At 69.7% G+C, this 14,241-nt stretch carries 14 protein-coding genes; 2 read left to right on the forward strand and 12 right to left on the reverse strand.

Annotated elements, in window-relative coordinates; genetic code table 11:
• Window positions 1-47: 47 nt before the first annotated feature.
• From H9L41_RS08770 to H9L41_RS08825, 12 genes are all read right to left on the reverse strand, one after another.
• Window positions 48-830 carry a peptidylprolyl isomerase gene (locus H9L41_RS08770; RefSeq protein ID WP_034607116.1) on the reverse strand — a complete coding sequence of 261 codons (783 nt, stop codon included), beginning with the start codon at window positions 828-830 and terminating at the stop codon, window positions 48-50.
• 42 nt (window positions 831-872) lie between these two features.
• Window positions 873-1,145, reverse strand: a complete 273-nt coding sequence (locus H9L41_RS08775) for a BolA family protein (RefSeq protein ID WP_051319087.1) — start codon at window positions 1,143-1,145, stop codon at window positions 873-875.
• Window positions 1,142-1,444, reverse strand: coding sequence for a YciI family protein (locus tag H9L41_RS08780; RefSeq protein ID WP_028446609.1), 303 nt, complete (start codon window positions 1,442-1,444; stop codon window positions 1,142-1,144). The genes H9L41_RS08775 and H9L41_RS08780 overlap by 4 nt, the downstream gene beginning before the upstream one ends.
• A 2-nt stretch (window positions 1,445-1,446) precedes the next feature.
• Window positions 1,447-2,022 (reverse strand): septation protein A, encoded by a 576-nt coding sequence (locus tag H9L41_RS08785; RefSeq protein ID WP_308419657.1) that lies wholly within the window; start codon window positions 2,020-2,022, stop codon window positions 1,447-1,449.
• Between the two features lie 296 nt (window positions 2,023-2,318).
• Complete coding sequence (locus H9L41_RS08790) at window positions 2,319-3,125, reverse strand: ABC transporter ATP-binding protein (protein WP_084300339.1); 807 nt, start codon at window positions 3,123-3,125, stop codon at window positions 2,319-2,321.
• Window positions 3,122-4,114, reverse strand: a complete 993-nt coding sequence (locus tag H9L41_RS08795) for a FecCD family ABC transporter permease (protein ID WP_084300341.1) — start codon at window positions 4,112-4,114, stop codon at window positions 3,122-3,124. Before H9L41_RS08795 ends, H9L41_RS08790 begins: the two co-directional genes overlap by 4 nt.
• Window positions 4,115-4,474, reverse strand: a complete 360-nt coding sequence (locus H9L41_RS08800; RefSeq protein ID WP_034607119.1) for a VOC family protein — start codon at window positions 4,472-4,474, stop codon at window positions 4,115-4,117.
• A 246-nt stretch (window positions 4,475-4,720) separates the two neighbouring features.
• Window positions 4,721-5,554 carry a heme/hemin ABC transporter substrate-binding protein gene (locus H9L41_RS08805; RefSeq protein ID WP_051319088.1) on the reverse strand — a complete coding sequence of 278 codons (834 nt, stop codon included), beginning with the start codon at window positions 5,552-5,554 and terminating at the stop codon, window positions 4,721-4,723.
• Window positions 5,544-6,569 carry a hemin-degrading factor gene (locus H9L41_RS08810; RefSeq protein WP_034607120.1) on the reverse strand — a complete coding sequence of 342 codons (1,026 nt, stop codon included), beginning with the start codon at window positions 6,567-6,569 and terminating at the stop codon, window positions 5,544-5,546. Before H9L41_RS08810 ends, H9L41_RS08805 begins: the two co-directional genes overlap by 11 nt.
• Window positions 6,570-6,718: 149 nt before the next feature.
• Window positions 6,719-8,914, reverse strand: a complete 2,196-nt coding sequence (locus H9L41_RS08815) for a TonB-dependent hemoglobin/transferrin/lactoferrin family receptor (RefSeq protein WP_028446616.1) — start codon at window positions 8,912-8,914, stop codon at window positions 6,719-6,721.
• A gap of 153 nt (window positions 8,915-9,067) precedes the next feature.
• Entirely contained in the window at window positions 9,068-9,232 is a 165-nt protein-coding gene (gene hemP, locus H9L41_RS08820; protein WP_157462005.1) for a hemin uptake protein HemP, read from the reverse strand.
• 280 nt (window positions 9,233-9,512) lie between these two features.
• The gene (locus tag H9L41_RS08825; protein WP_028446617.1) at window positions 9,513-10,694 is read right to left on the reverse strand and encodes a vWA domain-containing protein; all 1,182 of its coding nucleotides are present in this window, start codon (window positions 10,692-10,694) and stop codon (window positions 9,513-9,515) included.
• Between the two features lie 289 nt (window positions 10,695-10,983).
• On the opposite strand from H9L41_RS08825, the gene H9L41_RS08830 reads away from it, so the two are divergent.
• Together H9L41_RS08830 and H9L41_RS08835 are read left to right on the forward strand one after the other, a co-directional pair.
• Window positions 10,984-11,814: a ChaN family lipoprotein gene (locus tag H9L41_RS08830; protein WP_308417318.1), complete on the forward strand. Its 831-nt coding sequence runs from the start codon at window positions 10,984-10,986 to the stop codon at window positions 11,812-11,814.
• 259 nt (window positions 11,815-12,073) lie between these two features.
• A complete protein-coding gene (locus tag H9L41_RS08835; RefSeq protein WP_028446619.1) occupies window positions 12,074-14,176 on the forward strand; it encodes a prolyl oligopeptidase family serine peptidase in 2,103 nt (700 codons plus the stop codon).
• The last annotated feature ends 65 nt before the right edge of the window (window positions 14,177-14,241 follow it).

Consider the following 14,241-nt stretch of genomic DNA (forward strand, 5'->3'; position numbering starts at 1 on the left):
AAGGGGCCTTGCGGCCCCTTGTGCGTGCTGGCGATACGGCGGGACGATTACTCGACCTTGGCCTTGCCGCGCAGGTCGGCGATCAGCTTGTCCAGCTGCTGGCCCTGCAGTTGCTGCTGCAGGCCGGCCTTGACCTCGTCGAAGCCGGGGCCTTGCGGCGTGCGCACGTCTTCGAGCTTGATCACGTGGAAGCCGAACTGGGTCTTGACCGGGTTCTGGGTGACCTGGCCCTTCTGCAGGCCGGTCATCGCGTCGCCGAATTCCTTGACGAAGTTGGTCGGCGCGGCCCAGCCCAGGTCGCCGCCGTTGGCCTTGCTGCCCGGATCTTCCGACTTGGCCTTGGCGATGTCCTCGAACTTCTTGCCCTTCTTCAGATCGGCGATGATGGTCTTGGCTTCGGCCTCGGTCTTCACCAGGATGTGGCGGGCCTTGTATTCCTTCGACGGCATCTGGGCCTTGAGCTTGTCGTACTCGGCCTTCAGCGTCGCCTCGGGGATCGCGTTGGTCTTCTGGTAGTTCTGCACGAAGGCCTTCAGCAGCACGTTCTGCTGGGCCATCGCGCTTTCCACCTGTACGTCGGCGCTCTTGTTGAGGCCTTGCTTGGCGGCTTCCTGGGCGATCACTTCCTTGGTGATCAGGTCGTCGCGGATCTTGGTGCGCAGTTCGGGGCTGTCCTTGGCGCCGCGCTCGGCCAGCTGCTTCAGGATGAAGTCCATCTGGGCCTGCGGGATGGCCACGCCGTTGACCACCGCCACCGGCTTGTCGGCAGCGACGACGGCGCCGGCCAGCATGGCGGCGATCAGAGCGGGGGCGAAAATCTTGGTTTGCATCGAGTGCGTCCTTCTTGGTCCTAGAGAGGATGAGGGTAAGAGTCAGTCGGAGCCCGGTTCGCCGGGCGCTTTTGCATCGATGGCGAGCGCGTGGATGTCGCGTCGCATCATTTCGCCCAGCAGGCCGTACACCAGGCGGTGGCGGGCCACGGCGGCGAGGCCGGTGAAACGCTCGGACACGATCCGCAACCGATAGTGCCCGCCGCCCGAAGCTGCGCCGGCGTGGCCGGCATGCCGCTCGCTGTCGTCGCGTAGTTCGATTACGAGCGGCGACAAGGGCGCGAGTTTCGCACGGATTCGTTCGATCGTGTTCAAGTGGGGAAAACCTTGCGGAAGGGCCTTACCTCGACCGCGGCATAGACGCCGGCGGCCTTGTAGGGATCGGCTTCGGCCCAGGCGCGGGCCGTTTCGAGATCGTCGAATTCGGCCACGATCAGGCTGCCGGTGAAGCCGGCCGGGCCGGGGTCGGGGCTGTCGATGGCGGGGAAGGGGCCGGCCAGCAGGAGGCGGCCCTGTTCCTGCAATGCTTTCAGCCGTTCGAGGTGGGCCGGCCGGTTGGCCAGGCGCTGCTCGAGCGTGCCGGGGGTATCGAGGCCGGTGATGGCGTAGTACATGGTCAGGATTCCTTGGCGACCGCTTTGTCGTCCGGCAGGTGGCGCGACAGCCAGACGCCTTGCGCCAGCGCGAAGACGACGGTGAGGCCGAGCAGGCCGAACAGCTTGAACTTGACCCACACCGCCTCGGGGAAGCTGTAGGCGACGTACAGATTGATCGCGGCGACGGCGACGAAGAAGCCGGCCCAGGCCCACATCAGCTTGTCCCACAGGGGCTCGGGCAGCTGGATTTCCTTGCCCAGCAGCAGTTGCATCGGCGGCTTCTTCAGCACGAAGCGCGACACCAGCAGCGCGGTGGCCAGCGCCAGGTTCAGCAGGGTCGGCTTCCAGTAGATGAAGGTGGGGCTGTGCAGCAGGATGGTGGCGCCGCCGAGCACGACGATCAGCGCCAGCCCGATCCACTGCATCACCTCGACGTGCTTGCCGCGCAGCTTGAGCCAGCCGATCTGGCCGACCGAGACCAGGATGGCCAGGGCGGTCGCGAATTCGATGGGCTTCTGCAGGCCCAGCTGGGGAGGGTGACGTCCGTGGAATAGCCGGCGAAGAAGACCAGGACCGGCAAGAGGTCGAACAGGAATTTCATGGTGGCGGGATTATGCCGACGGCCTCGCCGAGCGGCAATCGTGCTTCGATAAATGGGACGGGTTTGTTGTGACCGGCGGCGGGCGGGTCGGTTCGCGATGGAGAAAGACATTCACCGCGGAGGACGCCGAGGACGCGGAGTTCGCAGCGAGAAGCGTGGCGCTTTGTTCGGGACTTACATACTCAAGTCCCTATGTGTGTCGACTTAAAGGGATAAATCCCCTTCGTTCCTCCTCCGTGTCCTCGGCGTCCTCTGCGGTGAAAATTGCGGCATGTCCGGCCTGCGCGGCGCTCAATTCGCCTCTCCGACCGCCACCTGCCAGTGCCCTTCGTCGCTGCGCCACAGCGTGACCGGCCAGTCGTAGGCGCGCGCCAGCAGGTCCGGCGCCAGCGCCTCGGCCGGCGGGCCGGCGGCCAGCAGGCGGCCGTTGCCGAGCAGCAGCGCGTGGTCGGCCCAGCGTACCGCCTGCGCCAGGTCGTGCAGCACCGCGACGATGGTGCGGCCGGCCGCGACCTCCTGGCGCAGGCGGCGGAACAGCAGCGCCTGGTGCTTGAGGTCGAGGTGGTTGGTCGGCTCGTCGAGCAGCCAGATCGGCGCGTCCTGCACCAGCAGCCGGGCGAGGCCGGCGCGCTGGCGTTCGCCGCCGGACAGCGTGCGCCACGGCCGGCCGGCCAGGTGCGCGAGGTCGAAGGCAGCCAGCGCCGCTTCGACGCGCCGGCGGTCGTCCGGGCCCGGCCGGCCGAAGCTGCCGAGCGCCGGCCGGCGGCCCAGCATCAGGTATTCGGCCAGCGACAGCGGCAGCGTCTGCGGCGGGAATTGCGCCAGCCAGCCGATGCGGCGCGCGCGCTCGGCCGGCGTCAGCGCGGCCAGCGGCAGGCCGTGCAACTGCACCTCGCCGCCGCTCGGCGGCTGCAGGCCGGCCAACAGGCGCAGCAGGGTGCTCTTGCCGGCGCCGTTGGGGCCGACCAGCGCGGTCAGGCGGCCGGCCGGCAGCGCCGCCTCGAGCGGCGCGAGCAGCGTGCGTTCGCGCACCCGCAGCGTCAGCCGGCGCGTCAGCAGCGCGGGCAGGCCGATCCGGCCGGCGGCGGGGGCGTTCATGGCTGCTCCTTGCTGCGGTGGTGGAACAGCCAGAGGAAGAAGGCCGGACCGATGAAGGCCGACAGCAGGCCGACCGGCAGGTTGACCGGGTAGGCGATGCCGCGCGCCAGCGTGTCCATCAGCAGCAGGAAGAAGGCGCTGGCCGCCGCCGAGGCGGCGATCAGCTTGCGCCGGCCGCCGCCGAGCAGCAGCGCGCAGGCGTTCGGCACCATCATGCCGACGAAGCCGATGATGCCGGACACCGAGACCGCCGCGCCGACCGCCAGCGCGGCGGCGACCGCGGTCAGGAGGCGGGTGCGTTCGACCGCGACGCCGAGGCTGCGCGCCTCGTCCTCGCCCAGCAGCAGGCAGTCGAGATCGCGGCCCAGCGCGATCAGCGCGGCCAGGCCCAGCAGCGCCCCGGGCGCGGCCAGCGCCAGCGGCGCGCCGGTGCTGCTGCCGAGCTGGCCCGACAGCCAGCTCATCGCGCTGCGCAGCGTGAGGTCGTCGGACAGGAACATCAGCATGCCGGTGGCGGCTGCGCCGAAGCTGCCCAGCATCAGGCCGAACAGCAGCAGGCCTGCCTCGCCGCCGCCGAGCCAGCGGCTCAGCGCCAGCAGCAGCACGGTGGCGACCAGGCCGCCGAGGAAGGCCGCCAGCGGCAGGCCGATGCCGCCCCAGCCGAGCGCCATCACGCCGACCGCGGCCAGCGCGGCGCCGCTCGAAGTGCCGATCAGGCCGGGATCGGCCAGCGGATTGCGGAACAGCGCCTGCAGCGCCGCGCCGGCGGCGCCGAGCGCGCCGCCGACCAGCAGCGCCGCCAGCACGCGCGGGACGCGCAGGCCGGCGACCAGCGGATCGGCCAGGTCGGGCCAGTGCCAGCCGTCGCCGGCGAAGCCGAGCGCGAACAGCAGCAGGGCGGCGCACAGCGCCGCGGCCAGCAGGCCGCGCCAGCCGGGCGGCGGGACGAGCAGGCTGGGGCGTCGCCAATAGGCGCGGACGGCGGACATCTAGCGCTCCAGCGAATGGCCGATATGCCACAGCACGCCGCACGGATCGCGCAGCACGCACTGGCGCACGCCCCAGGGCTCGTCGCGCGGCGCGCGGGCGCGGCACAGCGGGTAGGCCTCGAGCAGGGTCTCGCTGTGCTGCCACAGCGCGTCGGCGTCCTCGACCAGCAGGTGGATCATGGCGTTGTCGGCCCAGTCCTTGCGGTAGAAATCCTGCAGCAGGAAGGCGCAGTCGCCGAGGCCGAGCTCGGCCACGCCGTTGCGGCACCAGCGCTCCTCGAAGCCGAGCGCACGGTAGAAGCGGCGCGAGACGTCGAAGTCGCGCGCCGGCACGAAGGGCTTGATGCTGGGCGTTCCCATCTCAGAGCCTATCCCGATAGGAATTCACCCTGCGCCGGGCCCCAAACCGGCCCGGCCCTTCGGGTTGCCGGCATGAAAGCCCGCCAGCTTTGTCGCTCATCGTCATGTAGATCACTACATTTCCTCCTCGCTGCGTGGTTGTTGGCGCGTAGCGCCTTGCAACCACGGCGTACCCCTTGCGGGTGCTTCGCGCCGGCGGGCTTTTATGCCGGCAACGCAAGGCGAATTCCTGTCGAGATAGGCTTCTTAACTCAGCTCGCGCAGCTTCTTCACGCTCGCCGGGCTGCCCAGGTTGATGGTGAAGAACTCGTGCACCGGCACCTCGAACACCTTGCCGTTGCGGCCGGCCGGGGTGGCGGCGATGTCGGGCCGGCGCTTGAAGCCGTCGAGGCCGCCGTAGACCGCGCGGTTGTGGTCGGCCACCAGGATCAGGTCGGGCGCCAGCCGGGCGATCGCCTCGGGATCGAGCGGCTTGTAGCCGTCCACGCCGGCCGCGGCGTTGATGCCGCCGGCGGCGCGGATCAGCGCGTCGCCCGGGGTGTCGCGGCCGGCCACCGTCTTGCCCTCGTAGGTGATCAGCACGCGCTTGCGGGCAGCTGCGGCGGCCGATGCCGCGGCGGCCGACGACTGCATGGCGGCCTGCCACTCGCCGGCCAGCTTGCCGGCATCGGACTCGGCGCCGATCAGCTTGCCGACGCTGCGGATCATGTCGGCGTAGTCGCTGCCGTTCTCGCGCGCGCCGATCTTGACCGCGCGGATGCCGAGGCCGCCGAGCTGGCCCCAGATGCCGTCGGGCGTGGCCAGCTGGCTGCCGATCACCAGGGTCGGCTTGAGCCGGACGATCGGCTCGGCGGAGAGCGAGCGCGACGAGCCGATCTCGCCGGCCTTGGCCAGTTCGGGCTGCTTGCTGGCGCGGTCGCGGCCGACCACCTCGGCCGCCTTGCCCAGCGCGACGACGATCTCGGCCACGTCGGAAGTCAGCACCACCAGCCGCTCGGCCGCCTGGCCGGCGACGGCGACGAGGCCGGCCAGCAGCGCCGGCAGCCAGCGGCGGACGGGCAGGGCGCGCTCAATGGACATGGTTCGCCTCCTTGGCGGCCAGGCTGTGCGCCAGCTCGGTCCAGCCGGCCAGCTCGGGCTTGCCCGGCTTGCGCTCGCCGAAGAACTGCACGATCAGGTCGCCCTGGGCGTCGTAGCACTCGAGCGAGGTGACCTCGCCGTCGCGGGTCGGCTTGCGCACCACGTAGGCGCGGTCGAACAGATCCATCCGCAGGTGCAGGTTGAAGCCGGGATCGAGCACGTTGAGCCACGGCCCCATCGGCACGATCTTGCGCACCGGGCCGGTGTGGATCTGCAGGCAGCCCTGGTTGCCGGCGAACACCATGATCGACAGGCCGCTCTTCGCTGCGCTGTCCAGCAGGGTGTTGACCGCCGCGACCGGCGCCGGCCGCACGTAGCCCTCGGGCGCCAGCCGCAGCGCCTGCAGCCGCTGCAGCTTGAAGCGGCGGATCAGCGGGAAGAATTCGTGGGTATCGCCCATGCCGAGCCAGCCGTCGCGGAAAGCGGCGACGTCGACGCCGTCGTCGGTCTGCTCGGCTTCGCGCGCGTTGCGCGCGTCGGGCTCGACCACCGCGTGGCTGCTGGCGTAGCGGCTGACCAGCTCGTCGTAGGCGGCGGTGTTCGATTCGTGGGTGAGGAAGACCTTGTGGACGGCATCGCCGTGGCGGTCGAAGAACTGGATCGACGGCCGTTCGCCGCGCACCGCGAAGCCGTAGCGCCAGCTGTGCAGGAAGAAGCGCAGGTCGATCTCGGGATTCAGCGCCAGGCCGATCTCGCCGTTGATGCTGACGTTGGCGTAGACGCCGGTCTTCTCGTGCACCGCGGCTTCGTTGCGGGTCAGCGTCATCACCGGGCCGAGCGCTTCGAGCTCGCCCAGGATGTCGGCCCACTTGGGGAACAGCGTGACGGACAGCGGATCGGCCGCCACCAGCTCGGCTTCGCTCACCTCGAGCCGGGCGGCGGCGTCGCGCGCACGGATCTTCGGTTCGCTGGCCTTGATGTGCAGATAGCTCTGCCACAGGGTGGATGCGTTCATGTCGGGCTCCTTGTGTTGATCCAACGGGGATCGTGTGCAATGGCTGGGGGCGGCGCCGGCTGCCGGGCCGCCCCTGGCTTGCCCTTGGGCGGGGCTTCCTCCTCCTGCCGGGTACATGGCCCGGCGGGTTCCTCTTGCGCCGCTCGGGCTCAGAAGCGGTAGTCGACCGTGGCCGCCGCCTTGCGGCCCGGCTGGGTGAAGCGGTCGAGCACGGCGCCGTTGGCGGCGGCGCCGCGGCTGTCGGCCCACAGCCAGTACTTGCGGTCGGCCAGGTTGTAGACGCCGGCGGTCAGCGTCAGCGACTTGCCCAGCGCGTAGTGGCCCGACAGGTCGAGCACGCCGTAGCCGGGTGCCTTGAACAGGGTGTCGGCGCTGGTGCGCGACTTCTTCTGCGCGCCGCGCAGCGTCAGGCTGGCGCCCCAGGCCGTGCGCTCGTAGTCGAGCGCGACGAAGCCGTTGAGCGGATCGACGCTGTCGAGGGCCACGTCGTCCTCGAGGTCGTCGCCGCGGGCATAGGCCAGCGCACCGCGCAGGCGGAAGTCCTCGGCGAAGCGCCAGGCCGCCTTGAGCTCGACACCCTGGATGCGCACGCGGGCCAGGTTGCGGGCCTGGAATTCCATGTTCACGCCGTTGCCGTTGGTGTCGACCGGCGACACCATCACCTGCTCGATGAAGTCCTTGTAGCGGTTGTGGAAGGCGGTGGCCGACAGCTCGACGCCGCCGTCGCGCCAGCGCGCGCCGATCTCGACGCTGTTGCTCTTCTCGGCCTCGAGCGCCGGGTTGGGCAGCACTTCGTAGCCCTGGGCGGCGTTGCTGAATACCAGCATCGCGTCGTCGAAGTTGGGGGCGCGGAAACCGGTGCCGACCTGGCCGAACAGGGTGAAGTGCTCGCCCAGCGGCAGCGCCAGCGAGAGCCGCGGCGACACCGCCGAGTCCTCGTACTCGGCCACCGTGTAGCCGTTCGGGTTGGCCGCGGCGAACAGCGCGTCGGGCTTGGGCGTCAGGCGGTAGCGGTCGTAGCGCAGCGAAGGCGTCACGGTGAGGCCCGAGGCGAAGGCGATCTCGTCCTGCACGAAGGCGCCGTAGCGTTCGGCGTCGTTGTCGGGGAAGGTCTTCTGCGGGAAGCGCTCGCCGCCGACCACGGTGGTGACGGTGCCGTTGGCCGCCACCTGGGTGCGCATGCGCGGCCGGCTGGTCTGGGTCTTGCCGTATTCGGCGCCCCACACCACGGTGTGGACCATGTTGCCGAGGTCGAAGCGGTGGGTGAGCTGGCCGTCGGCGCCGACCGCCTCCTGCTCGAAAGCCGAATCGGTGGTGCGCAGCACGTTGCCGCTGCGGTACTCGCGCACGTTCTCGTGGCTCCTGGCGTCCTGCCGGTAGACGTTGACGCGCGCGCCGATGAGGCCTGCGCCGTCGGCCTTGAAGCCGTAGCCGAGGCTGGTGCGGCTGCGTTCGGCGGTGTCGTGGGCGATCTGGCCCAGCACGGCGGCGCTGCGGCTGGTCAGGATGTCGCCGTCCTGGGTGCGGTCGAAGCCGTCGTAGGTCAGGCCCACCGTGTGGCCCGGCGCGATCGACCAGTCGAGCTTGAGCAGCACGGCGTCGCTGTCCCAGCCCAGCGGGTTCGGCGCGGTGCGGGCGGAGCCGGCGCTGGTGTTCTCACCCTTGTTCTCGAGCGCGTCGCCGCGGCGCTTCACATAGCTGACTACGCCGCCGAGCTGGTCGCCGCGGAAGCCGACGGCGGCGCCGAGCTTGGTGCTGTCGTCGGCGCCGTACCAGCCGCCGCGCAGGCGGCCGCCGATCTGGCTGCCCGGCTGGAGCAGGTCGTCGACCGACAGCGTGCGGTAGGCCACCACGCCGCCGATCGCGTCGGCGCCGTAGAGGCCGGAATACGGACCCTTGACCACTTCGACCGCCGCCAGCGTGTCGAGCTCGACCATGTCGCGGCCGGAGATCGCCGCGCCGCCGCCGGCATAGAGCTGGGGCAGCGAGACGCCGTCGATGGTCATCAGCACGCGGTTGCCGTCGATGCCGCGGATGTTCACCGCGGCGTTGCCGCGGCGGGCCGGGTCGCGGTTCACGTTAACACCCGGCTCCTCGACGAACAGGCTCTGGATGTCGCGCACGCGGCCTGCGTCGGTGCCTTCGGGCGCCAGCAGCGTCACGTTGGGCGCGACCGTCTCGGCGTCCTTGGGCAGGCGGGTGGCGGTGATCGAAACGGTGGGCAGGCTGTCGCCCGGTGCGGCGCCGGCGGCCGGGGCGGCGGTGTCGGCGAAGGCGGCGGCGAAGGGCAGGGTGGCGAGCAGCGCGGCGAGCGGCGTGAGGCGAGGCGGTCGGGTTGTGGTCATGAGGTCGGCACATCCAAAAAAATCCCCGCCGCTGGTGGATTCCCGTGTGGGCATGAACCGGCGACGGGGCGGGTAAGTTGGCTGGCTGACCGTCGAGACGGCTGGCTGGCTACATCGTCATGGAGAGGGTGATAGGAAGCCCGCGCCGCTCCGCTACTTGGTCAGGATCAGCTTGCCGCTCTTGGTCAGGCGGAGCCGGTAGACCTCGCCGCGATGGGCGATCTCGAGCTCCTGGCGGCCCTGCATCAACTGCTGCACGTCGATGCGCGGGCGAGGGGCCGGAACGGGGCTGGGTAGCTTCAGCGTGGGCGTCGTCATGTATTGAATGATAATTGTTAGCATTTCAAATGCAAGCAATTCTCATTTTATATTCGGCGGGGGTTAGGTGTGAGGGTTAGGTGTGAGGGGTTAGGTGTGAGGGGTTAGGTGTGAGGGTTGACCCCATCCCCACCCCGGCCCTCCCCTTGAAGGGGAGGGAGTCGGTCGCACATGTCTGAACGATCGCAGCCAATGGAGCCGTCGCTGCACGGCTCCTCCCCCTTCAAGGGGGAGGCCGGGAGGGGGATGGGGTTACACCTCACCCCTCACCCCTGTCCCCTCACTGCGCAGCCATCAGCCGCCGCATCGCGCTTTCCAGGCCGGCCGGCGTCAGCGGGAACATCCGCCCGCCCATCAGCTCGCGCGTCATGCGCAGGCTCTCGGTGTAGTCCCAGTACTGCTCGTCGACCGGATTGAGCCAGACCGCGGCCGGGAAGCGCGCCAGCAAACGTTCGAGCCAGACCCGGCCCGGCTCCTCGTTCATGTGCTCGACCGAGCCGCCCGGATAGCTGATCTCGTACGGGCTCATGGTGGCGTCGCCGACCAGGATCAGCTTGTAGTCGGACGGATAGGTGTGCAGCAGATCCCAGGTCGGCAGCCGCTCGGCGTGGCGGCGGCGGTTGTCGCGCCAGACCGATTCGTAGACGAAGTTGTGGAAGTAGGCCTGCTCCAGGTGTTTGAACTCGCTGCGCGCGGCCGAGAACAGCGTCTCGCAGACCTGGATGTGGTCGTCCATCGAGCCGCCGACGTCGAGCAGCAGCAATACCTTCACCGCGTTGTGGCGCTCGTGGCGGAACTTCAGTTCGAGCCAGCCGGCGTTGTCCGAGGTCGCGCGCACCGTGCCGTCGAGGTCGAGCACATTGGCCTCGGCATCGCGGGCGAAACGGCGCAGCCGCCGCAGCGCCACCTTGAAGTTGCGGCTGCCGAGCTCGCGCGTGTCGTCGAAATCGCGGTATTCGCGCTGGTCCCATACCTTGACCGCGCGGCGGTGGCGCGAGCCGTCCTGGCCGATGCGGATGCCTTCCGGGTTGTAGCCGTAGGCGCCGAACGGGCTGGTGCCGCCGGTGCCGATCCAGGTGTTGCCGCCCTGGTGGCGCTCCTTCTGCTCGGCCAGCCGCTCCTTCAGCGTCTGCATCAACTTGTCCCAGCCCATGCCCTTGAGCTGGGCCTTCTCCTCCTCGCTGAGCTGCTTCTCGATCAGCTTGGTCAGCCAGTCCTCGGGGATCTCGGCCTCGATCTTCTCCAGCGCGTGCTCGGCGCCCTTGAAGTAATGGCCGAACACCTGGTCGAAGCGGTCGAAATACTTCTCGTCCTTGACCAGCACGGTGCGCGCCAGCACGTAGAAATCGTCGAGGCTGCCGGCCACCACGCGCGCGTCGAGCGCTTCGAGCAGGGTCAGGAATTCCTTGATCGAGACGGGCAGCCTGGCGGCGCGCAACTGGTAGAAGAAATCGAGCAGCATGGTCGGCGTGGTGCGGGGAATGGAACGCCATTGTCGCCGCTGGACGCGCCTTCTGTCCCGTTCCGCCATATCGCCTGCGCAGCTTCGCGTAGGCGCGGCTTCGGCCGCGAATGGCGGGAAGCACACGAACGTGCGACAGCGACAGCACCACCATTCGCGGCTGAAGCCGCTCCTACAGGCGTTTCCCTGCGCATGCTCCGAAGGAGTCACGCACTGTGCGCCCCAGGCTGCAGCATCGCACCAAACTGTTTATGATAATCGTTCTCAATTTATATCCGGGGTGATGCCGATGCGCCTGCTCATGTCCTTCCTCGCCGCCGCCACGCTGGCGGCCTGTGCCACGCCCGCCCGCACCGACCGGGCCGCCGCGCCGGCGGCCCAGGCCGACCAGTTGGCCGGCCTGCTCGAGGGCGACGCGGTGGTCCTCTTGGGCGAGGTGCACGACAACGCCGCCGTGCACGACTTCCGCTTCCGCGCGCTCGAACGCGCCGTCGCGGCCGGCTGGCGGCCGGCGATCGCGATGGAGCAGTTCGACCGCGAACGCCAGGCCGATCTCGACCGCGCGCGCCAGGAGAGGCCGGGCGACGCCGACTACCTGATCGAGCAGGCCAAGCCGGCCGGCAAGAGCGGCTGGAACTGGGCCTTCTATCGCCCGGTGGTGGCGCTGGCGCTGCGCTACGACCTGCCGATCGTGGCCGCCAACCTGTCGCGCGCCGACGGCGCCAAGGTCGTCCGCGAGGGCTACGCGGCGGTGTTCACGCCGGCCCAGATCGCCGCCGCCGGCCTGGACAAGCCCTTGCCGGCCGCGCTGTTCGACGGCCAGCGCGAGGCGGTCGACCGTGGCCATTGCGGCAAGCTGCCGGCCTCGCTGCTCGACGGCATGGCGCGCGCCCAGATCGCCCGTGACGTGGCGATGGCCGAGGCGCTCAAGCCCTACGCCGGCCGCGGCGCGGTGCTGCTGGCCGGCAACGGCCACGTGCGGCGCGACATCGGCGTGCCGCGCTGGCTGCCGGGCAGCGTATCGGTGGGCTTGCTGGAAGGCGAGAACGCCGAGCGCTACGACCGCAAGCTGCTGCTGCCGGCGCAGCAGCGGCCCGATCCCTGCGCGGCGCTGGACTAGCGGCCCGGGCGCGGCTGCGTGGCGAACCGCCTGCCTCGCTGCAGAGGCCGAGGTGGGCGTTCGTAACGCTGCGCACGTTTGTGCACTTCACCGCAGGCGCGGCGATCTGGTGCCGATGAAGCGCCGCGGCCATCGCCCCGCTGCTCATCCCGCCATACGACAGCCCGTCGCACCGAATTGGCCGCGATCAGGGACAACCCTTATGCTCGCGCGCTTCGGGCTACCCGCCCCGCCACCGCAGACCCCCACGAGGAGAGACATGAAGAACACGCTGCTATCGCTGGCGCTCGCCGGCGCCACCCTGGCCGGCCAGGCGGCCACCATGGCCGATCGCAACCAATGGCTCGAAGACGTCGGCGGCAAGAAGTCGCTGAGCTGGGTCAAGGGCCAGAACGCGCGTACGCGGGCGGTGCTCGAGAAGGCGCCGGGCTTCGCCGAGACGCGCAGCCAGATCGCCGACATCCTCAATTCCAAGTCGCGCATCCCCTACGCCCACAAGATGGGCGGCCACCTCTACAACCTGTGGCAGGACGCCGACCATCCCAAGGGCCTGTGGCGGCGTACCACGCTGGCCGAATACAAGCTGGCCGAGCCGAAGTGGGAAACGGTGCTCGACCTCGACGCGCTGGCCGCGCGCGAGAAGGAGAACTGGGTCTGGAAGGGCGCCGTCTGCCGCGAGCCGGCCTACGACCGCTGCCTGCTGCAGCTGTCGCGCGGCGGCGCCGACGCGGTGGTGGTGCGCGAATTCGACCTGCCGACGCTGTCCTTCGTCGACGGCGGCTTCGCGCTGCCCGAGGCCAAGCTCGACGTGAGCTGGCAGGGCCGCGACGCGATCTTCGTCGGCACCGACTTCGGCGCCGGCTCGCAGACCGATTCCGGCTACCCGCGCATCGTCAAGCTGTGGCAGCGCGGCACCCCGCTGACGGCCGCCAAGACCGTCTACGAAGGCCAGAAGAGCGACATCTCGGTCTCGGCTTCGGTCTACGAGCATCCGCAGTACCGGCGCGAGCTGGTGCACCGCGGCGTGACCTTCTACACCAGCGAGACCTATCTGCGCGAAGGCGACAAGCTGACCCGCATCGACGTGCCGGCGCAGTCCGACGTCGGCTTCTTCGGCCCGCAACTCCTGGTGACGCTGCGCGAGCCGTGGACCGTCGGCGGCAAGACCTGGGCCGCCGGCAGCCTGGTGGCGACCGACTTCGCCGCCTTCATGGCCGGCAAGCGCGAGTTCACCGCGCTGTTCGAGCCGACCGACAGCACCGCGCTCGAGCGCGACGGCGGCGTGACCACCACCCGCAACTACGTGCTGCTCGGCGTGCTCGACAAGGTCAAGGGCCGCTTGATCGAATGGCGCTTCGCCGACGGCAAGTGGAGCCGCCGCGACGCGGCCGCGCCGGCCTTCGGCAGCCTCAACGTCAGCGCGCTCGACGAGTTCGAATCGGACGACTACTTCCTCGGCCACGTCGACTTCCTGACGCCCGATTCGCTCTACCTCGGTCAAGCCGGCAGCGACACGCGCGAACTGCTCAAGCAGCGCCCGGCCTTCTTCGACGCCTCCCGCTTCGAGATCGCCCAGAACGAGGCGGTATCGAAGGACGGCACCCGCGTGCCTTACTTCATCGTCGCCAGGAAGGGCCTCAAGCTCGACGGCGACAACCCGACCTTGCTGTACGGCTACGGCGGCTTCCAGGTCAGCCTCACTCCGTGGTACTCGGCGGCGGCCGGCAAGGCCTGGCTGGACAAGGGCGGCGTCTACGTGGTCGCCAACATCCGCGGCGGCGGCGAGTTCGGCCCGCGCTGGCACCAGGCGGCGCTGAAGGAAAACCGCCAGCGCGCCTACGACGACTTCATCGCGGTGGCCGAGGACCTGCAGGCGCGCAAGATCACCAAGCCACGGCGGCTCGGCATCATGGGCGGCAGCAACGGCGGCCTGTTGATGGGCGTGATGCTGACCGAGCGGCCCGACCTGTTCGGCGCGGTGGTCTGCCAGGTGCCGCTGCTCGACATGCGGCGCTACAACAAGCTCCTGGCCGGCGCCTCGTGGGTCGGCGAATACGGCAATCCGGACCTGCCGGCCGAGTGGGACTACATCCGCAAGTTCTCGCCCTACCACAACCTGCACAAGGGCACGCAGTACCCCAACGTGCTGTTCACCACCTCGACCCGCGACGACCGCGTCCACCCGGGCCACGCGCGCAAGATGATGGCCAGGATGCAGCAGGAGCTCGGCGTGAAGAACGCCTGGTACTACGAGAACATGGAGGGCGGCCACGCCGGCGCGGCCAACAACCTGCAGAAGGCCGACATGAGCGCGCTGGAGTACACCTTCCTGTGGCAGATGCTGGGGCAGCCGGCGACCTGAGGCGCATCGGCCGGGTTGTAGCGATGCCATGGAAAACCGGCCGCGAGGCCGGTTTTCCTTTGCAG

It is taken from the genome of Chitinimonas koreensis (assembly GCF_014353015.1).
GTDB classification, from domain to species: domain Bacteria; phylum Pseudomonadota; class Gammaproteobacteria; order Burkholderiales; family Chitinimonadaceae; genus Chitinimonas; species Chitinimonas koreensis.

Excerpts from the sequence above, each read along its gene's own strand:
- H9L41_RS08810 (WP_034607120.1), bottom strand. The coding sequence starts at position 6,569 with ATGAACGCATCCACCCTGTGGCAGAGCTATCTGCACATCAAGGCCAGC.
- H9L41_RS08770 (WP_034607116.1), bottom strand. The coding sequence starts at position 830 with ATGCAAACCAAGATTTTCGCCCCCGCTCTGATCGCCGCCATGCTGGCC.
- H9L41_RS08790 (WP_084300339.1), bottom strand. The coding sequence starts at position 3,125 with ATGAACGCCCCCGCCGCCGGCCGGATCGGCCTGCCCGCGCTGCTGACG.
- H9L41_RS08825 (WP_028446617.1), bottom strand. The coding sequence starts at position 10,694 with ATGCTGCTCGATTTCTTCTACCAGTTGCGCGCCGCCAGGCTGCCCGTC.
- hemP (WP_157462005.1), bottom strand. The coding sequence starts at position 9,232 with ATGACGACGCCCACGCTGAAGCTACCCAGCCCCGTTCCGGCCCCTCGC.
- H9L41_RS08830 (WP_308417318.1), top strand. The coding sequence starts at position 10,984 with ATGCGCCTGCTCATGTCCTTCCTCGCCGCCGCCACGCTGGCGGCCTGT.
- H9L41_RS08800 (WP_034607119.1), bottom strand. The coding sequence starts at position 4,474 with ATGGGAACGCCCAGCATCAAGCCCTTCGTGCCGGCGCGCGACTTCGAC.
- H9L41_RS08795 (WP_084300341.1), bottom strand. The coding sequence starts at position 4,114 with ATGTCCGCCGTCCGCGCCTATTGGCGACGCCCCAGCCTGCTCGTCCCG.
- H9L41_RS08780 (WP_028446609.1), bottom strand. The coding sequence starts at position 1,444 with ATGTACTACGCCATCACCGGCCTCGATACCCCCGGCACGCTCGAGCAG.
- H9L41_RS08835 (WP_028446619.1), top strand. The coding sequence starts at position 12,074 with ATGAAGAACACGCTGCTATCGCTGGCGCTCGCCGGCGCCACCCTGGCC.
- H9L41_RS08815 (WP_028446616.1), bottom strand. The coding sequence starts at position 8,914 with ATGACCACAACCCGACCGCCTCGCCTCACGCCGCTCGCCGCGCTGCTC.
- H9L41_RS08805 (WP_051319088.1), bottom strand. The coding sequence starts at position 5,554 with ATGTCCATTGAGCGCGCCCTGCCCGTCCGCCGCTGGCTGCCGGCGCTG.